The following is a 20,317-nucleotide window of genomic DNA, read 5'->3' as shown; positions in this document are numbered from 1 at the left end:
TCTCCTCGTGGCCGGAAGGATCAACGACGAGGACGTGCGGGCGGTGCGCAGCGCCGTGCCGATCGACTCCGTCGTGTCCGAATACCTGCAGCTCCGGCCCGCCGGCGGCGGCAATCTGAAGGGCTTGTGCCCCTTCCACGACGAAAAGTCCCCGAGCTTCAACGTCAGCCCGGCCAAGGGCTTCTTCCACTGCTTCGGCTGCCAGGAGGGCGGCGACACGGTCGACTTCGTGATGAAGGTCGAGCACCTCTCCTTCTCCGAAACGATCGAGCGCCTCGCCCGCCAGGCCGGCATCACCCTCCGGTACGAGGAGGGCGGCTACAACCCGGGCCGCCAGCAGGGCGAGCGCACCCGCCTCATCGAGGCGCATCGCCACGCCGCCCAGTTCTACGTCGACCAGCTGCAGTCCGCCGAGGCCGAGATCGGCCGCCGCTTCCTCGCCGAGCGCGGCTTCGACCAGTCCGCCGCCGAGCACTTCGGCGTCGGCTACAGCCCGGCCGGCTGGGACCACCTCACCCGCTTCCTGCGCGGCAAGGGCTTCTCCGACAAGGAGCTGATCCTCTCCGGCATCAGCCAGGACGGCCGCCGCGGCCCCATCGACCGCTTCCGCGGCCGCCTGATGTGGCCCATCCGCGACATTACGGGCGAGGTCGTCGGCTTCGGCGCCCGCAAGCTCCGCGACGACGACAATGGCCCGAAGTACCTCAACACCCCCGAAACCCCCCTCTACCGCAAGTCCCAGGTCCTCTACGGCATCGACCTCGCCAAGCGCGAGATCTCCAAGCAGGGCCGCGCCGTGGTCGTCGAGGGCTATACGGACGTGATGGCCTGCCACCTCTCCGGCGTCACCACCGCCATCGCCACCTGCGGCACCGCCTTCGGCGGCGAACACGTCAAGATCCTCCGCCGGGTCCTGACCGACAATTCCCGCTCCGAGGTCGTCTTCACCTTCGACGGCGACGCCGCCGGGCAGAAGGCCGCCCTGCGCGCCTTCGAGGACGATCAGAAGTTCGCGGCCCGCACGTCCATCGCGATCACCCCCGGCGGCATGGACCCCTGCGAGCTGCGCCTCGCCAAGGGCGACGACGCCGTGCACCAGCTGGTCGAGGACCGCTCCCCGCTCTTCGAGTTCGCCATCCGCTCCTTCGTCGCGCAGCACAACCTCGATACCGCGGAGGGCCGTTCCGCCGCCCTGGAGGAGGCCGCGCCGGTCGTCGCCCGGATCAAGGACGGCGCCATCCAGCATGAATACGCCGTCCAGCTCGCCGGCATGCTCGGCATCCTCGACGAGCGCTTTGTCGTACGGCGCGTGGGCCAGCTCGCCCGCTGGGCGCGCGACGGCGGCCGGCAGCGTACGGGCCCGGGCCGGCCCGGCGGCCCGCAGGCCGCCGCGCCCGCTTCGGCCCCGCCGGCCCCCCGCGGCCCGGCGATCAACCTGCGCAACCCGGCCCACCACGCCGAGCGTGAACTCCTCAAGCTGGCCCTGCAGTTCCCCGCCCTGGTCTCGCCCGCCTTCGACGCGTACGGCACCGACGAGTTCACCGCCCCGCCGTACGCCGCCGTGAAGCTGGCCATAGAGGCCGCGGGCGGCGCGGCGCTCGCCGACGACACGTACCTCATCCGCGCCCGCGACTGTGCCCCCGACGACGTCGTCCGCTCGCTCATCACCGAGCTCGCCGTCGAGCCGCTGCGCACCCGCCGGGACCCCGACGAGATGTACGCGGGCGAGCAGTTGGTCAAGGTCCGCCTCGCCGCCGCCGACCGCCGCATCGACGAGGTCCGCGGCAGCCTGCACCGCCTCGGCCCCCAGGCGCCACAGGACCAACAGGCGGCGGTCCAGAACGAGTTGTGGGTGCTGCAGCAATACCGCCAGGCGCTGCGCGAACGCGGCGCCGCGGCCCTCTGACGCGCGCTCGGTCGCCGTCCTTGGCCGGCCCCCGCGTACGCCCCGAACTTCCCGCCTCCGTAACCACCCAGTCACGAAGCGGGCACAAATAGTGCCCGCACGCCCCTCGTGCGGGGCGTGTGTCGTACTCCACACTGGTCCCGGTGCCTGAGTCTTCGGAGCGCGGCGGCGGTGGACTTAACGGGTCCGGCCTCGCCGGGGATGCGCTCACGACGCAAGGGACGGAGTGTGGCGCGGCTGCCGCAACCGTTCCGTTGTCGCACGCCCTCGAACCGGCAGTGATCACTCTGGAGGTCGCCCCCGTGCAGACCCAGACCCTCTCGACCACTCTCGACACCCCCGCACCCCCACCGACGGCGGCGCCGCACGAGCCAGGCACCACGGTGCCACCGCAGACCCGGATCACCCACCACCCCGAGACGACCACCCCCGACGCGCCTCCCGCCGCGGAGGAGCCGCCCGAGCCGCCGCCGTCCGCGCTCACGGAGGAGGCGCCCGCGCCGGAAGCCCCGGCGCGCACCAAGGCGGATACCGGCGGTCCGTCCTCGGATCTCTTCCGCCAGTACCTCCGCGAGATCGGCCGGATTCCGCTGCTCAGCGCGGCCGAGGAGGTCGAGCTGGCGCGGCGGGTGGAGGCGGGCCTGTTCGCCGAGGAGAAGCTCACCCGGTCCACGCAGCTCGACACCAGGCTCGCCCTCGACCTCGACCGGTTAGTGGTGCTGGGCCGGATGGCCAAGCGCCGCCTCATCGAGGCGAACCTGCGCCTCGTCGTCTCGGTGGCCAAGCGCTATGTCGGCCGCGGCCTGACGATGCTCGACCTGGTCCAGGAGGGCAACCTCGGCCTGATCAGGGCGGTGGAGAAGTTCGACTACGCCCGCGGCTACAAGTTCTCGACGTACGCCACCTGGTGGATCCGCCAGGCGATGTCCCGCGCCCTGGCCGACCAGGCCCGCACGATCCGGGTCCCGGTCCACGTCGTCGAACTGATAAACCGCGTAGTCCGCGTCCAGCGCCGCATGCTCCAGGAGCGCGGCTACGAGCCCACTCCGGAGGAGGTGGCCCGCCACCTGGACCTCCCGGAGGAACGGGTCAGCGAGGTCCTGCGCCTCGCCCAGGAGCCGGTGTCGCTGCACGCCCCGGTCGGCGAGGAGGACGATGTCGCGCTGGGCGACCTGATCGAGGACGGCGACGCGGCTTCCCCGGTCGAGTCGGCGGCCTTCCTGCTCCTGAGGGAACACCTGGAAGCGGTCCTGTCGACGCTGGGCGAACGCGAACGCAAGGTGGTCCAACTCCGCTATGGTCTCGCCGACGGCCGCCCCCGCACCCTGGAGGAGATCGGCCGCATCTTCGGCGTAACAAGGGAACGCATCCGCCAGATCGAGTCGAAGACCCTGAACAAGCTGAGGGACCACGCCTTCGCCGACCAGCTGCGGGGCTACCTGGACTGACGCGAGGGGCGCGCTGCCGTAACTCCGGGGGAGGGCGTCCCGCAAGGCGGGACGGGCTGGCCCGGGACGTTTCGCGCAGCCGCCCCACCCAGCCCGCACCGAGACCGAGCCGGCGCGCCCCAGAAGGCGAGCGCCTCAGCCCATCGCCCCCGGATGCACGCCGTCCCTGACGGCCCCGTACTGCTGCCGCACCGCCTGCCCCACCGCAGCGTCCTCCTCACCGGCGGCGAAGACCTGCTGCCCCCGCGGCGCCCAGGCCGGCGGCGCCTCCGGCGACAGCGTGCCCTCGTTCACGCCCAGCGCCCACGCCGCCTGCCGCGCCGCGCCAAGCGCCGCGTAGTCAGCCGGCTCCGGCACCACGACCTGCGCCCCGAGCAGCGCAGGCGCCAACGCCTGCACCGCAGGCAGCTCCGCGGCAGGCCCCAGCAGGAACACCCGCCGAATATCGACCCCCCGCCCGCGCAGCAGCGCGAGCCCATCCGCCAGCCCGCACAGCATCCCCTCGAAGGAAGCCCGAGCCATGTGCTCGGGCTTCATCGCCTCGCGCCGCAGCCCATGCAGCGACCCCGCGGCATGCGGCAGCTGCGGCGTCCGCTCACCCTCGAGATACGGCAGAAAGACCAGCCCGTGCGAGCCGGGCGTCGACTGCAGCGCCAGCGCGCTCAGCCCCTCCAGATCCTTCGGATCCCGCCCGAGCAGCTCCGCGGCCCCCCGCAGCACGCGCACGGCATTCAGCGTGTGCACCACCGGCAGATGCATGCCGGTCGCATCGGCCAACGACGTAATCGTCCCGCTCGGATCCGGCAGCGCCTCATGATGCACGGCAAAGGTCGCGGCCGAGGCCCCGAGCGAGATGACGGCGTCACCCACCCCCACCCCCAGCCCGAAGGCGGCAGCCATCGTCTCCCCGGTCCCGGCGGATATCGCCAGCCCCTCCGGCGTACGCCCCGCGATCTCGGCCGGCCCGAGCACCTCCGGCAGCCCCGGCTCATGCCCGAGCGCCAGCTCGGCGAGATCGGCCCGCCACTGTCCGGTGAGCGGCGACCAGTAGCCGGTGCCGGAGGCCCCGCCCCGATCCGTCGTCCGGCGCGCGGGCGACCCCAGCAGCTGCCAGACCAGCCAGTCCTGCGGCAGCATCAGCTGCGCGGTCCGCTTGGCGCTGTCCGGCTCCTCACGCTGCAGCCGCCGCAGCTTGGCGACGGGCAGCCGGGCATCCGGCACATTGCCGATCGCCTGCGCCCATTCCGTACGCCCACCGAGCGCGTCGGCCAGCTCGGCGGCGGCCCCCTGCCCGCGCTTGTCATTGCCGAGCATGGCGGGCCGTACGAGAGACCCCATGGCATCGACGGGAAGCAGCGCGTCCTGCTGCGCGGAGACCCCGATGGCCTGCACACCCTCCAGCAGCCCGCCGTCCGCGGCCTGCCCGAGCGAGAGCAGCCAGGCCTGCGGATCGATCTCGTAGCGCGGATCGGCGCCCTCCGGCACCGGGTGCGGCGCGTACCCGTGCCTGAGCACCTCACCCGTATCCGCGTCACAGACGACGATGCGGGTGGAATCGGACGAGCTGTCGAGACCGGCGACTATCCCCATGCCAGAGATTTTGCCTCATGGCCGGACGGGACCGGACCGGGCCAGGTGGGCCCGGCTGTTACGTCAGGTATTGCTGGGACCCCAGTCGTCCCCGTCATCGCCGCCGCGACCACGGTGCCTGAGCCCGTTCGCACGGGCGGCAACAGAGTCCGGAATCAGGTCGGTGACCTGCTCACCAACGGCGTGGAAGGCCTTGGTGGCGGCACCACGGCCACTCACCGCCGCGGACTCGGCCGCGTTCCGTACGGCCGGGTTCTGCATGAAGTCGCGGGCGGCCTTCTTGATCTCCTCGTAGCGCTCCCGGCCGGCCCGGGCGCCGAGTACGTACCCCGCGGCCAGGCCGGCGACGAACGTGATCCGGTGCGTCGGCAGCATCCCGTTCGGCATGGCTCTTCTCCTTCTGTGCTGGCCGTGCTGGAGGCCCTCGGGCGGTCGGTCAGGAGCGGGTACCCCAAACCGATTTCAGAGCACCGCCTGCCATGCGCTAATGTATTCCGAGCAGCGCGAGAGCGCCTCCGGGAGACCGGGGGCAGGTCCGCGTGGAGCATTCCTCGGTAGCTCAATCGGCAGAGCAGCCGGCTGTTAACCGGCAGGTTACTGGTTCGAGTCCAGTCCGGGGAGCGCTAAGGAAGGGGCCTTCGACAGAGGGCCCCTTCGTCGTTACGGGGTATGCCGACCAAGATCACACCATCGGCGGTGTCCCACCCCACGCATCCCACCCGCCCCGGGAACCGATCACCACGCCCAGCCGTCCTTGCCTTACGTGCACACCGGCATGCCGCTCGGCCGGAGTCCCGCTGCCAAGCGTGGGGGGACCTCGGGCGACAGATCGTATGAGCAGCTATGCTGCGGCAGACGGCGCGCACATGTGTACGCGGCACGCCGTTCCGGGGCGGTAGCTCAGCCGGTTAGAGCAACGGACTCATAATCCGTCGGCCGTGGGTTCGAGTCCCACCCGCCCCACTCTGCGCCCCTGAGGAAGGAACGTTTCGACCAGGAGTTTCCTGATCGATCGGGCATCCGCTCCGGCGCCACACTCGCCGCAGAGATCGCTAGCCGGCCCGCTGCGGGCCCGAACGGCAGGCGATCATGCATTCGTCGCTCAAAAGACTCGCCGCCCGCGGCCTGTACTCGCTCGGGTTGCGTGTGGGGCTCGAGGGTAGGCGCACTGCCACAGTCGGGGTCCTGCCAGGCGCCGTCCCGAACGGGAGCCCCACCTCCCGGGCGCCTGGCAGGGGGGCCGTATGGCGCCCGCGAGTCGGTCCCGTCGTCAGGGCGCGATGGCGCGGACGATGAGCGTGCCGATGTGGCCGGGCTTGGGGGCGTCGAGCACCTCGGCGAAGCCGCCCTTGTACATGCCTTGTGCCTGGGGGCATGAGGTCGACGACGGAGCCGTCGGGTCATGCGTGCCGCAGCGCGCGGAGTTCCGGCGTTCGGCGCGCAGCCTCGATGAGTTCGACGCCATGACGGACATGTTCGCCGACCTCTTCCCGGATGTGATGTGACGTCGCTGGGCGCCCGTGGGGCGGCACGGTGCGGCATCAAGTGGGACGGCGAGCACTGTCAGAGGCGGGTGGCGAGCAGGAAAGTCATGTATGCCAGGTAGGTCGTGACGAAGGCTGCGCCTTCGATGCGGCCCAGGCGGCGGTGGGTCAGGAAGGCGGGTACGCAGAGTAGGGCGGCGGCCAGCATGACGAGTAGGTCGAGGGTCAGGACCTCGTCCGGGACCGGTACCGGCCCGGGGGCGGCCAGTACGGTCGGGCCGAGGATCAGGGCGATGTTGAAGACGCTGGAGCCCAGGAGGTTTCCCAGGGCCAGGGAGCGGTCGCCGCGGATGGTGGAGACGACGGTGGTGACGAGTTCCGGGGCCGAGGTGCCTACGGCCACGATCGTCAGGCCGATCAGGGCGTCGGATGCGCCCAGGTCGCGGGCGATGGAAACGGCGCCGTCGACGAGGAGTTCGGAGCCGATGACCACTACGGCGAGGCCGGTGAGGAGCAGGAGAGTTGGGCGGAGGACGCCGGTGCTGGAGCCAGAGCCGGAGCCCGTGTCCCTGCCGGTGTCTGTGCCTGTGCCCGTGTTCCTGCCGGCGCCCGCGCCCCCGCCCGCCGCCACCCCACTGCTCCGCGACTCCCGCCGCGCCACCGCCGCCATCAGCACCAGATAGCCCGCCCCGTACGCGCACAGCCACCACGCATCCCCCGTATCGAGCGTCCCATCGCGCGCCACCGCGAAGAGCACCAGCGCCGCCCCCGTCATCGCCGGCAGGTCAAGACGCAGCGTGCGGCGCTCGAATTCCACCGGTCGGATGAGTGCGCTCAGGCCCAGGATCAGCAGGATGTTGACGACGTTGGTCCCGACGATGTTTCCCACCGCCAGGCCGCCGTTGCCCTGGCGGGCGGCGCTGAGGCCGATGGCCAGTTCGGGGAGGCTGGTGCCCAGGGAGACGATGGTCATGCCGATGACGAGTGGGCTGATGTTGAATCTGGCCGCGAGGGCGGATCCGCCGCGTACGACCAGCTCGGCGCCCGCGATCAGGGCGGCGAGGCCTAAGAGCAGCGACAGCGTCGAATTCATGGCCGTACCCATGTGTTCCCTGCGTCACCCATGTGTCCCCTGCGTCCCATGTGGCTCAGTGCGACTTATGTCCCTTTAGGTCGTAAGAGTTATATGCTGGGATGCATGGAGGCAAATGCACTCGCCGCAGACGACCCCCCGGAGGGGCGGCGGCAGCGCAAAGTGCGGCAGACGCGCGAGGCGCTGGCGGAGGCCGCGGTCGAGTTGATTCTCGAGCGCGGGCTCGCCGGCGTGACCGTCGAGGCCATTGCCGATCGTGCCGATGTCGCCCGCCGCACCTTCAGCCGGCATTTCGCCGGCAAGGAGGTCGCCGCCCTGGAATTCGTACGGCTCGACGGCGCCCGGATCAACGACCGCCTGCGCGCCCGCCCCGCCGCCGAGCCGCCGCTGCTCGCCTACCGGCGGTCGGTGTGCGCCTGGCTCGCCGGCCAGCAGCAGGGCGAGCAGGCCGCCTGGCACGGGCGGGAGCAGCAGCGGCGGCTGTTCGCGCTGATGGAGCGCGAGCCCGCGCTGCTCGCCGCGTACGAAAGCGTCCGCATCGAGGCCCAGGACGAGTCCGTACGCATCATCGCCGCCCGGCTCGGCGTCGAGCCGGTCCGCGACCTGCGCCCCGGCGTGGCGGTCGGGGCCGCCGCAGGCGTGCTCGTCGCCGCGCTGCGCACCTGGGCGCATCCCGGGAACGCGGACACCGATCTGCTCGCCATCGTGGAGCGGTCGTACGACGCCATCATCGACCTCGCGGCCGGCGATCCCGGCGACGAGGTGGCCATGATCCCCGGCGGCTCATCCGCGGCCGGGTCAGCATCACAGCAAGGAGTCGTGTCATGAAGGCACTGCAGTACCGGACGATTGGCGCCGCACCCGAGGTCGTCACCGTGCCCGATCCCGAACCCGGGCCCGGACAGGTCCTGTTGAAGGTCACCGCCGCGGGCGTGTGCCACTCCGACATCGCCGTGATGAGCTGGCCCGCCGAGAGCTTCCCGTACGAGCTGCCGCTCACCCTCGGCCACGAGGGCGTCGGCACCGTCGCCGCGCTGGGCGCGGGCGTGACCGGGCTGAGCGAGGGCGACGCCGTCGCCGTATACGGGCCGTGGGGCTGCGGCACCTGCGCCAACTGCGCCGCCGGCAAGGAGAACTACTGCCTGCGCGCCGACGAGCTCGGCATCCGCCCGCCCGGGCTCGGCGCTCCGGGAGCGATCGCCGAGTACCTGCTGGTGGACGACTCGCGGCACCTGGTGCCGCTCGACGGCCTCGACCCCGTCGCCGCCGTGCCGCTGACCGACGCCGGGCTCACCCCGTACCACGCGATCAAGCGCTCGCTGCCGAAGCTGCTGCCCGGCTCCACCGCCGTCGTGATCGGCACCGGCGGTCTCGGGCATGTCGCCATCCAGCTGCTGCGGGCGATGACCGCGGCGCGGGTGATCGCGCTGGACGTGACCGAGGAGAAGCTGGCGCTGGCCCGCGAGGTCGGCGCGCACGAGACCGTCATCTCCGACGCGGGCGCCGCGGACAAGGTGCGCGAACTGACCGGCGGGCGCGGCGCCCAGGCCGTGTTCGACTTCGTCGGCGCCCCGCCGACCGTGGCCACCGCCGGCGCCGCCGCGGGCGTCGAGGGCGACGTGACCATCGTCGGCATCGGCGGCGGTGAGCTGCCGGTGGGCTTCGGCGGGCTGCCGTTCGAGGTGTCCGTCACCGCGCCGTACTGGGGCAGCCGGGGCGAGCTCATCGAGGTGCTCGACCTGGCCAGGGCCGGGGCGGTGTCCGTGCACACCGAGACCTTCAGCCTGGACGAGGCGCCCGAGGCGTACGAGCGGCTGCACGCCGGGAAGATCACCGGCCGCGCCGTCATCCTGCCCAACGGGTGACCCGGCCGGGGATGTCTGCCGCATGTCAATGATGACCTTCGAAACCAGGAGAGCCCGATGAGTGCACCGATTCTGGTCGGCGTCGACGGCACCGATTCCAGCCTGCAGGCCGTGGCGACCGCGGTACGCGAGGCGCAGCTGCGCGGCTGCGGCGTGCGCGTGATCCACGCCTTCATCTGGCCGCTGATGGGTGTCCCGCTCGGCGCGTCGCCGATCGGCCCGGTCGACGGCGGCCTGAGCGCCGAGGGGGAGCGGATCGTCGCCGCGGCCGTGGAGCATGCCCGCGGCGTCGGCCCCGAGGTGCCGGTCGAGGGCGCCGTCGTCACCGGTGACGCCTCGCCGGTCCTGGTTGCCGAATCGCGCTCGGCCGCCCTGGTAGTCGTCGGCAGCCGCGGACTCGGCGCCTTTACCGGCCTGTTGGTGGGCTCCACCGCCATCCACCTCGCCGCGCACGCCGAGTGCCCGGTCCTGGTGGTACGCGGCCGCGCCGAGCCGCAGGGCCCGGTCGTCCTGGGCACCGACGGCTCCCCGGCCGCCGAGCCCGCGGTCGCCTTCGCCTTCAACGAGGCGTCCCTGCGCGGGACCCGCCTGATCGCCGTACACGCCTGGACGCCGTGGAACGCCACCCTGCCCCCGCCGCAGGACCCCGCCCTGCCGTACGCGGGCCGCCCCGGCGACCTGCCGCAGGCCGAGGAGCGCCTGCTGGCGGAGGCGGTGGCCGGCCACCAGGACCGCTACCCGGACGTCGAGGTGGAGCTGCGGACGGTGGAGTCGGGCACCCGCGAGGCGTTGATCGAGGCGAGCCGCGAGGCGCAACTGCTGGTCGTGGGCGCGCGCGGGCGGGGCGGCTTCAAGGGCCTGCTGCTGGGCTCGACCAGCCAGGCGTTGATGCAGCATGCGGATTGCCCGATCGTGATCGTGCGTAATCCTTGAGCTGAAGAATCAGCCTGTCCGCCATCAACTCGTGCCCTTCCGGGCCGGGATGGACCCCGTCACCCAGCAAGCCGGCGTCCGGATGGCCGAGCAGAGCCGGGCCGTCGATGAGGTGGAGGTCGGTGTCGCCGTGCTTGCCCAGGAGGGTCACGGCCTCGCCGACCGCACTACGGATCTGGTTCAGGGTCATGCCGCCACGGCCCTTGGTGTCCTCTTTCGCCGGGGAGACGATCGGGGAGATCACGGCGAGCGGCACGCCGGGGTGGCCGTCGCGGATGGTGCTGAGGAAGCCCAGTACGGCCGGGAGGAAGGAGCGCTCGGTGTACGTGCCCCGGCTGTGGACGTTGATGCCGAGGCAGGTCAGGACGAGGTCGGCGGGCCGGTCGCGGATGACCCGGGCGATCATGGGGTCGAGGTGGCATTCGCCCGCGTAGCCGAGGCAGGTCAGGTCGTATCCGAGGGTCCGGGCCGTCAGCGCCGGCCAGGTGCGGGTGGGGGAGGCCGCCTGCCGGCCGTGGGTGATCGAGCTGCCGTACGCGACCAGCGCCGGCCGGCCCGCCGGTTCGGCCCGCCAGATCCGGGCGCCGGCATCGACCGTAAGGCCGCCCAGGCGCAGCTCGCCGAACTGCGGCAGCCATAGCTCGAGGGTCTTGTCGCCGGCCGGGAGGTCGAAGCGGAAGGCGCCGTCGGCCGCCACCTGCCGGGTGCGGACCGGCTCGCCGTCCACGAGCAGGTCTACGGGGGAGAGCTCGTCCGTGCCGACCCGGATGAACCGGCCGGCGAGATGTGTGCTGTCCGTGCCGAACACGATCCGTACCCCCGCCGCCATGGACGCGCGCCGCCGCAGCACGTCGCCGGGGAAGAGCGAAATCCGGCTGTGCGGCAGCCGCCACGGGCGGGAGAAGTCAGGGGTGTGCTCGACCTCGACGGTGCCGGCCCACAGCAGCGCGGGGTCGTCGCCGTGGAGCTCCCGGGGCTGCTCCTGCTGATTCGGTGCTTCCATGATCCTTCTCTATCAGGGCTGGTGGCAGCGGAGCACCGGGGCGCGGCGACGTCGATCGTGGCCGCCGCATCCCGGGTTGTCAACGCCCAACTTTTTCTCGGTGCCGACCCCTTGACTGTTTCGGAGACGCATCCGTAGCGTCCTCGCCATCTTGCACTTCATACGTATTAAGGATCCGGGATGGCTGCACAGCGACGGCGCCCCACGCAGGTGGACATCGCCCGTCGGCTCGGCATTTCGCAGGCGACCGTGTCGCTCGTGGTGAGCGGCGGACCGGCGAGTTTCCAGGTCGCGGACGAGACCCGCCGGGCCGTGCTGGAGGCCGCCGCCGAGCTCGGCTATACGGTCAACGCCGCAGCTCGCAGCCTCAAGGGCGGGCGGAACCGGATGCTCGGCCTGTATACGTTCGAGCCGGTCTTTCCGGTCGACCGGCGGGACTTCTACTTCCCGTTCCTGCTCGGTGTGGAGGAGGCGACCGCCGAGCGCGGCTACGACCTGCTGCTGTTCAGCTCGGCCACCGCGCGCGGCGACCGCAGCATCTACGCCGGCGGCGCCAACCGGCTCAAGGTCGCCGACGGCTGTGTTCTCCTCGGCCGCCACATTGACCGCGCCGAGCTGGCGGAACTCGTCCGCGAGGACTTCCCGTTCGTCTTCATCGGTCGCCGTGAGGTCCCCGGCGAGGAGCTGTCCTACGTCGCCCCGGACAACGTCGGGGCCACCCGGGACGTTGTGCGGACCCTGGCGGGCCGCGGGCACCGGCGGCTGGCGTACCTGAAGCTGGCTGATGACCAGGAGCCGACCCGCGACCGTGCGGCGGGCTTCCGGCAGGGGATAGCCGACGCCGGGATCGGCGAGGACCAGGTCCTCGTCCACCCCATGGGCGAACCGGACCCCGTCACCGGCGCATTGCTCCGGGAGTGGCTGGCCGACGGGATCACCGCGGTGCTGGTCGAGCCGAGCGAGGACGATGCCGCGATCGCGGCCGTCGAACGCGCGGCCGACGAGGCGGGCATCCGGATCCCCGAGGACTTCTCGGTGGTCCTCCTCGGCGATCCGCCGCTGAGCGAGAGCACACGCGACTGGACCCGGTACACGCCGCCGCGGGAGCAGATGGCCCGTGAGGCGGTCCGGCTGCTGCTGGAGCTGCTGGACGACGAGGAGGGCCGGCCGCGCCATCTGCTCCTCGGCTGCCGGCCGATCGCCGGCGAGACCGTCGCAGAGCCGAGTTCGCATGCGGGCCGCCCGTCATGACCCATGAGCCTGCACCGCTGAAAGGGCTGCCGCAGTGATCCACTACCTTGCCAAGCGGCTGGCGATCGGCCTCCTCACGATCTGGGGCGTCGTCAGCGCCGTGTTCGTCGTGATCCGGCTGGCGCCGGGCGATCAGGCCACGGTCGCGCTGGGTCCCGGCGCGAAGGCCGAGGAGATCGCGGCCCTGCGCCACTCGCTGGGTCTCGACGATGCGCTGCTGCTCCAGTACGTCTCCTACCTGGGCGATGTCGCGACCTTCGACTTCGGCCAGTCGTACCGCTACGGGCGGCCGGCTATGCAGGCCGTCCTGGAGCGCTTCCCGGCGACCATCGAGCTCACCATCGCCGCCACGGTGATCGCCATCCTCGTCGGCCTCCTGCTCGGGGTCGTCGCCGGGCACCGGCCCGGCAGCCTGGTGGACCGGGCCGTGTCGACGTTCACGCTGGGGCTGCAGGCGGTGCCGCCGTTCTGGATCGGCATCATGCTGATCCTGCTCTTCGCGCTGCAGGCCAAGATGCTGCCGAGCGCGGGCGGCGGGAGCTTCCCTCATCTGGTGCTGCCGGCGATAACGTTGTCGATCCCGTTCACGGCCCTGGTCGCCCGTATGACGAGAAGCGGCGTCGCCGAGACGATGACCGAGGCGTTCGTCCAGACCGCTCGGTCGAAGGGGCTCACCGAGACACAGGTGCTCGGCGGGCACGTTCTGAAGAACTCGCTGATCCCGGTCGTCACGGTCGTGGGCCTCCAGATCGGGACGCTGCTCGGCGGCGCCGTGGTGATCGAGACGGTCTTCGCCTGGCCGGGGCTCGGACAGCTGCTGGTGAGCGCCGTCGGCAATCGCGACTACGCGGTGGTGCAGGGCGCCACCTTCCTCATCGCCATCTGCGTGATCGTCCTCAACCTGGCCGCCGACCTGGTCAACGCCAAGCTCGACCCCCGGATCCGTGTGGAGGCACGTCGATGACCCAGCCGGATGTCCTGGTCGCCGAGTCGACGCCGGATCCCGCGGCCGCCCCGGCCCGTCGCCGCCCCCTCGCCGCCCTGCCCTACGTGATCATCGGCCTCTATCTGCTCGCCGCGGTCTTCGGGCCGCTGCTCATCGATTACGACCCCGTGGCGACGACCGTGAAGGGCCGGCTGCTGCCGCCCGGATCCGAGACCGCGTCCGGCACCGCGTGGCTGGGCACCGACGGCGTCGGCCGCGATGTGCTGGCCCAGGTCGTGTACGGGGCCCGGACCTCGTTCATCATCGGGATCGCGGTGGTGCTGCTCTCCGGCCTCATCGGCGTGGCGCTCGGCGCGATCGCCGGCTACTTCGGCCGGCTCCCGGACATGGCCGTGGCCCGCTCCATCGATGTGCTGATGGCCTTCCCCGGCATCCTGCTGGCGATCGTCATCTCGGGGCTGCTCGAACGCGGCATGCACGTCGTGATCATCGCGCTGTCGGTCGGCGGCTGGGTCGGCTTCGCCCGGCTTTCGCGCAGCATCACCATGTCCACCCGGGAGCGGGACTGGGTCGATGCCGCCCGCATCATGGGCGTATCGAAGCCGGCGACGCTCACCCGGCACATCGCGCCGTTCCTCGCCGGGTCGGTCATCGCACTCGCCACCATCGAGCTCGCCTCGGCCGTGCTGGCCGAAGCGGCGCTCAGCTTCCTCGGTCTCGGACTCCCGCCCGACGTCGTGTCGTGGGGCCAGAGCATCGCGAACGGCCGGGACTATCTCGCCACCGCCTGGTGGATCACGGTCTTCCCGGGCCTCGCCCTGACCGTTCTCGTCATCTGCATCGGCCTCATCGGCGACAAGCTCACGCGGCGCTACACCCGCACCCGTGACTAGCGCGGTGACCCGTACCCCGGCATTCGAAAGGAAACCCGGCATGGATATCCGTACCCGGAGACCGCTCGCGGCGGCCGCCGCGTCGCTCAGCCTGCTCATGGTCACGGCCGCGTGCTCGTGGTCGGACTCGCCCGCCGCGGGGGCGGGGGGCGACGGCACCCTGAATGTCGCCGGACCGCTTCCGATCGAGAACCTCGACCCGCACGGCGCGGCGAGCATGGACGCCGGTACGCAGCTGGCGGCCAGGGCGCTCTTCAGCCCGCTGCTCACCGCCACCGGGCCGGGCAAGTTCAAGGGCGATCTGGCGACCAAGTGGAAGCCGAACGAGGACGCCACCAAGTGGACCTTCACGCTGCGTTCCGGTGTGAAGTCCACCGACGGCACCCCGGTGACCGCGCGGGAGGTCGTCGCCTCCTTCGAGCGGGTGCTCGCCGCGAAGGGCCCGCTGGCCGGCAACTTCGGCGGCTACACCGCCGCCGCGCCGGACAAGAAGACGGTGGTCTTCACCTCCAAGACGCCGGATGCCGCGTTCCTCGGGAAGATCACGTCTTTCTTCGTCACCCCCGAGAAGGCGGCGCAGAAAGGATTCTTCCAGAAGCCTGTCGGCTCCGGGCCCTACAAGGTCACGTCCTTCGAGCCCGGCCAGTCGCTCAAGCTGGCGCCCAACGCCGGCTACTGGGACGGCAAGCCGGACCTGAAGCGGGTGGAGTTCAAGTCGATCCCCGAGGTCGCGGCCCGGATGACGGCGCTCAAGACCGGCGAGGTCGACGTGACCTGGGGCATGCCTGACGACCAGATAGCGCAGCTCAAGTCGGACACCAACCTCGCCGTCGACGCCGTCCCCAGCCCGGGCGTCAACACCATGTGGATGAACAGCGGCACCCCGGCGCTGAAGAAGGCCGCCGTCCGGCGGGCGCTGTGGCAGGCCGTCGACTTCAAGTCGATCGTCGAGTCGCTGTACCCGGAGACCGGATCGCTCGCGGACTCGGTGGTCAGCCCGGTGGTCCTGGGCTACGCGAAGCAGCAGCCGGTGAAGTTCGACCGGGCCGCCGCGAAGGCCGCGCTGAAGAAGGCCGGCTTCGACTTCGGTACGAAGCTCCGCTTCCAGTACTCGCAGCCGAGCTTCCGGCAGTTCGTCGAGGCCGTCGCGTCCGACCTGAAGAAGGTCGGAGTCAAGGTCGACCCCATCGAGAAGGAGCAGGCCGTCTTCCTGGAGGACCTGCTCGCCATGAAGTGGGACATCAACATCCAGCAGATCGGCTCCCAGGGCTTCGACGCGGCCACCAACCTCGGGCGCCTATACCCGTGCGCCGCCAAGCGGACCGGCTACTGCAACAAGGACCTGGACAAGGACCTGGCCGCGGCCGGAGCCACCACCGACATCGCCGAGCGCAAGGCGCTCTACACGAAGGCGGGCAAGACGATCTGGAACGACGCGGTCGGCATGTACCCCATGTTCGTCGAGCAGCCCTACGCATGGCGCAAGACCGTCAAGGGGCTGAAGCTCGCCCCCGACGGCATGCCCACCTTCGCGCACGTGAAGGTCTCGGAATGACCGGGTTGCTGGAGGTCGAGGACCTCGAGGTCGCCCTCGCCGGGGGCGCCGGCGAGGGCACGGTGATCGACTCGGTGTCCTTCTCGGTGGCCGCCGCCCGTACGACCGGGCTGATCGGCGAATCCGGCAGCGGCAAGACGATGAGCTCCATGTCGATCGTCGGGCTGCTGCCGGCCGGGGCGAAGACCGCCGGCCGGATCGCGTGGAAGTCGGAGAACCTCCTCGACGCCCCCGCCCGCAGGCTCCGGCAGGTCCGCGGCCACGAGATCGGCGTCATCTTTCAGGACCCCCTTGCCGCCCTGAACCCGATCCAGACGATCGGCCGCCAGGTCGGCGAGATCCTGCGCCGCGGCGGCATGCGGCGCCAGGAGGTCCGTACGAAAGTGCTGCAACTCCTCGACCGGGTCGGCATCCCGGACCCGGAGCAGCGCATCGACGTGTACCCGCACGAGATGTCCGGCGGCATGCGCCAGCGCGTGATGATCGCGATGGCCCTCGCCGGCAGCCCCCAGCTGATCATCGCCGACGAGCCGACGACCGCCCTGGACGTCACCACCCAGGCCCGCATCCTCAAGCTGCTCGCCGACCTGCGCGAGCAGGAGGGCGTGGCCATGCTGCTGGTCAGCCATGACCTGCGGGTGATGGCGCATGTGGCGGACGACGTCGTGGTCATGTACGCGGGCCGGGTCGCCGAGCGCGGCCCGGCGCGCGAGGTGCTGGAGCGGCCCCGGCATCCGTACACCCGGGCGCTGGCCAACAACGTGCCCGCGGTGAGCCGGAAGACGGCGATCGCCGAGCCGCTGCAGGGCGCCCCGGCCAACCCGTTCGACCGGCCGTCCGGCTGCGCCTTCCACCCCCGCTGCCCGATGGCGCGCGAGCGCTGCCGTACCGAGGTGCCGCAGCTGCGGGAGGCCGAGTCGGGCCGCTTCAGCGCCTGCCATTACGCGGCCGAGGTGAGCTCATGACATCGGCCGACACCCTTCTGGAGATCCGCGATCTGCGGGTGTCGTTCCCCGGCCCGCGGCGGTCGCTGCGCGCACCGCGGACGACGGTGCAGGCCGTCGATGACGTCAGCCTCGACATCCGCGCCCAGGAAATGCTGGCGCTGGTCGGCGAGTCCGGGTCCGGGAAGTCGACCGTCGCCCGCTGCGTCCTCGGGCTCGTACGCCCGCAGCAGGGCACGATCTCGTACGAGGGCCGCCCGCTGGGACCGGTCGACAAGCGGCCGCCCGAGCTGCAGCGCGCCGTCCAGATGGTCTTCCAGGACCCCGGCTCTTCGCTGAACCCGCGGATGACCGTCGGCTCGATCATCCGCGAGGCCTGGAAGGTCCACCCCGCCGTGGCCCCGGCCGGCGACCGCGCGCAGGCGCTCCGGGAGGCGCTCGCCGACGTCGGACTCGACGGGGGCATCGCCGACCGGCGCCCCTCGGCGCTGTCCGGCGGGCAGCGGCAGCGGGTCAGCATCGCGCGGGCGCTGGCGCTACGCCCACGGCTGCTGGTGTGCGACGAGGCCGTGTCCGCGCTGGACGTATCGGTCCAGTCGCAGATCCTCCGGCTCCTCGTCGACCTCCGGAAGACCCGGGAGCTGGCCGTCCTGTTCATCACCCACGACCTCGCGGTGGTACGGCAGATCGCGGACCGGGTCGCGGTGATGAAGAAGGGCGAACTGGTCGAGAGCGCCCCGGCCGAGCAGCTGTTCACCGCGCCTTCCCACCCCTACACGCAGGGCCTCTTGCGGGCCGCCTACGACCTGGAGGGCGCGGATGTGCCGGTCAGGGAGACACAGGAGCAGATCAGTTGAGTAGCGAGCACAGCATCCGAACCGACGTCCTCATCGTCGGGGGAGGTGTCGGCGGCGTCGCCGCGGCCCTCGCGGCGCTGCGCCGCGGCCGGTCGGTCGTCATCACCGAGGAGTACGACTGGCTCGGTGGCCAGCTCACCAGCCAGGCCGTGCCGCCCGACGAGCACGCGTGGATCGAGCAGTTCGGCTGCACCCGCTCCTTCCGCGCCTTCCGCGAGGGCGTGCGCGAGCACTACCGCACCTGGTATCCGCTGACGTCGGCCGCACGCCGGCAGCCGGATCTGAACCCGGGCCTGGGCCGGGTGAGCCGGCTGTGCCACGAGCCGCGGGTCGCCCTCGCCGTACTCGAAGGCATGCTCGCGCCGTACCGGTCGGCGGGCAGGCTGCGCGTGCTGACCGGGCATCGCGCCGTGTCCGCCCAGGTCGACGGCGACCGGATCACGGGTGTCACCGTCGCGTCCCGTACGGGCGAGGAGCGCGCCATCGAGGCGCCCTACGTCCTGGACGCCACCGAGCTCTCCGATCTGCTGCCGCTCGCCGACGCCGAGCATGTCATCGGCTTCGAGTCCGCGGCCGAGACGGGCGAGCCCAGCGCGCCGAGCGAGGCGCAGCCGCTCAACCAGCAGGCGTTCTCGTGGGTGTTCGCGGTCGAGCACCGCGAGGGCGAGGACCACACAATCGACCGTCCCGCGCAGTACGGCTTCTGGCGGGACTACCGGCCGGACTACTGGCCGGACCGCCTGCTCAGCCTCACCGCGCCGGACCCCCGGACTCTGGAGACGCTCACTCGCACCTTCGTGCCGCACGCGCCCTCCGGGCCGGTCGTCGCCGATCAGAGCGCTGACCCGGGCGACCGGGACCTGTGGCAGTTCCGCCGCATCTTCGCGCGCGAGCAGTACGCGCCGGGCTTCGCGGAGAGCGACATCACGGTCGTCAACTGGCCGATGATCGACTACCTTCCCGGCACGCTCGTCGGCGTCACCGACGACGAGCGCGACAAGCACCTGGAGGGCTCCCGGCAGCTGTCGCTGAGCATGCTCCACTGGCTGCAGACCGAGGCGCCGCGGCCCGACGGCGGCACCGGCTGGCCCGGCCTGCGCCTCCGCCCGGACGTGATGGGCACCTCCGACGGCCTGGCCATGGCGCCGTACATCCGCGAATCCCGCCGGATCCGGGCGCGGACGACCATCGTCGAGCAGGATCTGTCGATGGCGGTACGGGGCGATGCCGGCGCCGTGCACTATCCGGACTCGGTCGGGGTGGGCATGTACCGGATCGACCTGCACCCCTCCACCGGCGGCGACAACTACATCGACGTGCCCAGCAGCCCGTTCCAGATCCCGCTGGGCGCCCTGCTGCCGGTCCGGATGCGCAACCTCCTGGCCGCGGGCAAGAACATCGGCACCACGCACATCACCAACGGCTGCTACCGGCTCCATCCCGTCGAGTGGAACATCGGCGAGGCGGCGGGCGCGCTGGCGGCCCACTGCCTGGCCAACTCCCTGACGCCGGAGCAGGTCAGGGCGGATGCCCTGCTTCTCGGGACGTTCCAGAGCGAGCTCGTGCAGGACGGTTTCGAGCTGGCCTGGCCCGAGGTGAAGGGCTACTGATGACCATCGATGGCATAGCGCTGCTGGGCGGCGTCACCGTCCCCCTCATCACGCCGATGGACGAGACGGGCCGGCCCGCGGTCGCCGACGATCTGCTCGGCGCCCTCGCCGGTGCGGGCGTCGAGAAGCTGATGCTGCTCGGCAGCAACGGGGAGGGTCCGCTGCTGCCGACGGCGACCATCGGGGCGTTCCTCGACGGGGTGATCAAGAAGTGGCGGTCGCTCACCGACGGCGGCGTGGTCACGGTGAACGTGACCGCGGCCGGCACACTGGAGGCGCTTGAACGCGCCGAGATCGCGGCGGCGGCCAATGCTGACGCGCTGGTCATGAGCCCGCCGATCTACTTCCAGCACCGTGACGACGAGATCGTCTCCCACTACGCCGCGCTGGCCGGAGTCGGCCTTCCGGTGATCGCGTACAACGCGCCGCGCTACAGCAACCCGCTCACCCGCGCGCTGATCGACGCGCTCCTGGACCTCGACCACCTCGCGGGGATCAAGGACAGCTCCGGCGACATCGATTTCTTCGGCTATCTCGTCGAGCGGGCCAGGACCCGGCCCGGCTTCGCCGTCAGCCAGGGCGCGGAGACCCAGCTCGCCGCGGCCCTGGAACTCGGCGCCGACGGCGTCGTCCCAGGCGTCGCCAACATCGGCCCCGGCCTGGCGCTGCAGCTGGTCGCCGCCCACCAGGCCGGCGACCGCGACGAGACCCACCGGCTCCAGGCCCTCATCACCGCGCTCACCGGGCTCCACACCATCCGCCGCGGCACCTCGGGCGTCAAGGAGATCCTCGCCCAACTGGCCCTGTGCCCCCCGTATGTGGCGCCACCCCTGCTCCGCAGCGAGCCGGCGGAGCGCGACGCCTTCCAGCAGTTCATCGCAGCGCACCAGAACCAGCTACTCCACCCGACGAAGGGATAGCAGCAGCATGGGCACGAGC

General features: G+C 71.5%; 18 protein-coding genes and 2 tRNA genes. 15 read left to right on the top strand and 5 right to left on the bottom strand.

Going from position 1 to position 20,317, the window contains the following annotated elements; all coding sequences use genetic code 11:
• Nucleotides 1-7 precede the first annotated feature (7 nt).
• Nucleotides 8-1,906 (top strand): DNA primase, encoded by a 1,899-nt coding sequence (gene dnaG / locus ACNNMR_RS12925; protein ID WP_419994728.1) that lies wholly within the window; start codon nucleotides 8-10, stop codon nucleotides 1,904-1,906.
• Nucleotides 1,907-2,049: 143 nt separating this feature from the next.
• The gene (locus tag ACNNMR_RS12920; RefSeq protein ID WP_419994727.1) at nucleotides 2,050-3,354 is read left to right on the top strand and encodes an RNA polymerase sigma factor; all 1,305 of its coding nucleotides are present in this window, start codon (nucleotides 2,050-2,052) and stop codon (nucleotides 3,352-3,354) included.
• 135 nt (nucleotides 3,355-3,489) lie between these two features.
• On the opposite strand, the gene ACNNMR_RS12915 is transcribed toward ACNNMR_RS12920, so the two are convergent.
• Both ACNNMR_RS12915 and ACNNMR_RS12910 read right to left on the bottom strand, forming a co-directional pair.
• Complete coding sequence (locus tag ACNNMR_RS12915) at nucleotides 3,490-4,944, bottom strand: xylulokinase (protein ID WP_419994726.1); 1,455 nt, start codon at nucleotides 4,942-4,944, stop codon at nucleotides 3,490-3,492.
• Between the two features lie 63 nt (nucleotides 4,945-5,007).
• The gene (locus tag ACNNMR_RS12910) at nucleotides 5,008-5,331 is read right to left on the bottom strand and encodes a YtxH domain-containing protein (protein WP_419994725.1); all 324 of its coding nucleotides are present in this window, start codon (nucleotides 5,329-5,331) and stop codon (nucleotides 5,008-5,010) included.
• 161 nt (nucleotides 5,332-5,492) lie between these two features.
• Between ACNNMR_RS12910 and ACNNMR_RS12905 the strand changes: the two genes are divergently transcribed.
• Together ACNNMR_RS12905 and ACNNMR_RS12900 are read left to right on the top strand one after the other, a co-directional pair.
• Nucleotides 5,493-5,565 (top strand) — tRNA-Asn (locus ACNNMR_RS12905).
• Between the two features lie 268 nt (nucleotides 5,566-5,833).
• Nucleotides 5,834-5,907, top strand: a tRNA-Ile gene (locus tag ACNNMR_RS12900).
• Between the two features lie 307 nt (nucleotides 5,908-6,214).
• Here ACNNMR_RS12900 and ACNNMR_RS12895 read toward each other — a convergent pair.
• Complete coding sequence (locus ACNNMR_RS12895) at nucleotides 6,215-6,409, bottom strand: hypothetical protein (protein WP_419994724.1); 195 nt, start codon at nucleotides 6,407-6,409, stop codon at nucleotides 6,215-6,217.
• Between the two features lie 98 nt (nucleotides 6,410-6,507).
• Nucleotides 6,508-7,533, bottom strand: coding sequence for a calcium/sodium antiporter (locus ACNNMR_RS12890; RefSeq protein WP_419994723.1), 1,026 nt, complete (start codon nucleotides 7,531-7,533; stop codon nucleotides 6,508-6,510).
• A 93-nt stretch (nucleotides 7,534-7,626) separates the two neighbouring features.
• Between ACNNMR_RS12890 and ACNNMR_RS12885 the strand changes: the two genes are divergently transcribed.
• From ACNNMR_RS12885 to ACNNMR_RS12875, 3 genes are read left to right on the top strand one after another with little or no spacing between them, the layout of a single operon-like run.
• The gene (locus tag ACNNMR_RS12885) at nucleotides 7,627-8,349 is read left to right on the top strand and encodes a TetR/AcrR family transcriptional regulator (RefSeq protein ID WP_419994722.1); all 723 of its coding nucleotides are present in this window, start codon (nucleotides 7,627-7,629) and stop codon (nucleotides 8,347-8,349) included.
• Nucleotides 8,346-9,386, top strand: a complete 1,041-nt coding sequence (locus ACNNMR_RS12880) for an NAD(P)-dependent alcohol dehydrogenase (protein WP_419994721.1) — start codon at nucleotides 8,346-8,348, stop codon at nucleotides 9,384-9,386. The genes ACNNMR_RS12885 and ACNNMR_RS12880 overlap by 4 nt, the downstream gene beginning before the upstream one ends.
• Before the next feature lie 57 nt (nucleotides 9,387-9,443).
• Entirely contained in the window at nucleotides 9,444-10,319 is an 876-nt protein-coding gene (locus ACNNMR_RS12875; RefSeq protein WP_419994720.1) for a universal stress protein, read from the top strand.
• Here the strand turns inward: ACNNMR_RS12875 and ACNNMR_RS12870 are convergent.
• On the bottom strand, nucleotides 10,237-11,322 hold the full coding sequence (locus ACNNMR_RS12870; protein WP_419994719.1) for an SGNH/GDSL hydrolase family protein: 1,086 nt from the start codon (nucleotides 11,320-11,322) through the stop codon (nucleotides 10,237-10,239). The two genes, ACNNMR_RS12875 and ACNNMR_RS12870, sit on opposite strands and share 83 nt — an antisense overlap.
• A 180-nt stretch (nucleotides 11,323-11,502) precedes the next feature.
• Here ACNNMR_RS12870 and ACNNMR_RS12865 point away from each other — a divergent pair, with 180 nt between their 5' ends.
• Genes ACNNMR_RS12865 through ACNNMR_RS12830 form a run of 8 tightly spaced genes read left to right on the top strand, consistent with a single transcriptional unit; the run spans nucleotide 11,503 to nucleotide 20,298 of the window.
• Nucleotides 11,503-12,573 (top strand): LacI family DNA-binding transcriptional regulator, encoded by a 1,071-nt coding sequence (locus ACNNMR_RS12865; RefSeq protein ID WP_419994718.1) that lies wholly within the window; start codon nucleotides 11,503-11,505, stop codon nucleotides 12,571-12,573.
• Nucleotides 12,574-12,607: 34 nt separating this feature from the next.
• Entirely contained in the window at nucleotides 12,608-13,537 is a 930-nt protein-coding gene (locus ACNNMR_RS12860; RefSeq protein ID WP_419994717.1) for an ABC transporter permease, read from the top strand.
• Entirely contained in the window at nucleotides 13,534-14,412 is an 879-nt protein-coding gene (locus tag ACNNMR_RS12855; protein ID WP_419994716.1) for an ABC transporter permease, read from the top strand. The genes ACNNMR_RS12860 and ACNNMR_RS12855 overlap by 4 nt, the downstream gene beginning before the upstream one ends.
• A 40-nt stretch (nucleotides 14,413-14,452) precedes the next feature.
• On the top strand, nucleotides 14,453-15,967 hold the full coding sequence (locus ACNNMR_RS12850) for an ABC transporter substrate-binding protein (protein ID WP_419994715.1): 1,515 nt from the start codon (nucleotides 14,453-14,455) through the stop codon (nucleotides 15,965-15,967).
• Nucleotides 15,964-16,932, top strand: a complete 969-nt coding sequence (locus ACNNMR_RS12845) for an ABC transporter ATP-binding protein (protein WP_419994714.1) — start codon at nucleotides 15,964-15,966, stop codon at nucleotides 16,930-16,932. Before ACNNMR_RS12850 ends, ACNNMR_RS12845 begins: the two co-directional genes overlap by 4 nt.
• Complete coding sequence (locus ACNNMR_RS12840; RefSeq protein ID WP_419994713.1) at nucleotides 16,929-17,768, top strand: ATP-binding cassette domain-containing protein; 840 nt, start codon at nucleotides 16,929-16,931, stop codon at nucleotides 17,766-17,768. Before ACNNMR_RS12845 ends, ACNNMR_RS12840 begins: the two co-directional genes overlap by 4 nt.
• 14 nt (nucleotides 17,769-17,782) lie before the next feature.
• Complete coding sequence (locus ACNNMR_RS12835; protein WP_420000345.1) at nucleotides 17,783-19,378, top strand: FAD-dependent oxidoreductase; 1,596 nt, start codon at nucleotides 17,783-17,785, stop codon at nucleotides 19,376-19,378.
• Nucleotides 19,378-20,298 carry a dihydrodipicolinate synthase family protein gene (locus tag ACNNMR_RS12830; RefSeq protein WP_419994712.1) on the top strand — a complete coding sequence of 307 codons (921 nt, stop codon included), beginning with the start codon at nucleotides 19,378-19,380 and terminating at the stop codon, nucleotides 20,296-20,298. The genes ACNNMR_RS12835 and ACNNMR_RS12830 overlap by 1 nt, the downstream gene beginning before the upstream one ends.
• The last annotated feature ends 19 nt before the right edge of the window (nucleotides 20,299-20,317 follow it).

This window comes from Streptomyces boninensis, from assembly GCF_048572725.1.
GTDB classification, from domain to species: Bacteria; Actinomycetota; Actinomycetes; order Streptomycetales; family Streptomycetaceae; genus Streptomyces; species Streptomyces boninensis.
This window is presented reverse-complemented; position numbering and strand designations above follow the sequence as displayed.

Bases quoted from the DNA above. Each gene is read 5' to 3' on its own strand.
- ACNNMR_RS12855 (WP_419994716.1), top strand. From the start codon at position 13,534: ATGACCCAGCCGGATGTCCTGGTCGCCGAGTCGACGCCGGATCCCGCG.
- ACNNMR_RS12845 (WP_419994714.1), top strand. From the start codon at position 15,964: ATGACCGGGTTGCTGGAGGTCGAGGACCTCGAGGTCGCCCTCGCCGGG.
- ACNNMR_RS12895 (WP_419994724.1), bottom strand. From the start codon at position 6,409: ATGGCGTCGAACTCATCGAGGCTGCGCGCCGAACGCCGGAACTCCGCG.
- ACNNMR_RS12875 (WP_419994720.1), top strand. From the start codon at position 9,444: ATGAGTGCACCGATTCTGGTCGGCGTCGACGGCACCGATTCCAGCCTG.
- ACNNMR_RS12865 (WP_419994718.1), top strand. From the start codon at position 11,503: ATGGCTGCACAGCGACGGCGCCCCACGCAGGTGGACATCGCCCGTCGG.
- ACNNMR_RS12850 (WP_419994715.1), top strand. From the start codon at position 14,453: ATGGATATCCGTACCCGGAGACCGCTCGCGGCGGCCGCCGCGTCGCTC.
- ACNNMR_RS12890 (WP_419994723.1), bottom strand. From the start codon at position 7,533: ATGGGTACGGCCATGAATTCGACGCTGTCGCTGCTCTTAGGCCTCGCC.
- ACNNMR_RS12880 (WP_419994721.1), top strand. From the start codon at position 8,346: ATGAAGGCACTGCAGTACCGGACGATTGGCGCCGCACCCGAGGTCGTC.
- ACNNMR_RS12915 (WP_419994726.1), bottom strand. From the start codon at position 4,944: ATGGGGATAGTCGCCGGTCTCGACAGCTCGTCCGATTCCACCCGCATC.
- ACNNMR_RS12840 (WP_419994713.1), top strand. From the start codon at position 16,929: ATGACATCGGCCGACACCCTTCTGGAGATCCGCGATCTGCGGGTGTCG.
- ACNNMR_RS12885 (WP_419994722.1), top strand. From the start codon at position 7,627: ATGGAGGCAAATGCACTCGCCGCAGACGACCCCCCGGAGGGGCGGCGG.
- ACNNMR_RS12830 (WP_419994712.1), top strand. From the start codon at position 19,378: ATGACCATCGATGGCATAGCGCTGCTGGGCGGCGTCACCGTCCCCCTC.
- ACNNMR_RS12870 (WP_419994719.1), bottom strand. From the start codon at position 11,322: ATGGAAGCACCGAATCAGCAGGAGCAGCCCCGGGAGCTCCACGGCGAC.
- ACNNMR_RS12910 (WP_419994725.1), bottom strand. From the start codon at position 5,331: ATGCCGAACGGGATGCTGCCGACGCACCGGATCACGTTCGTCGCCGGC.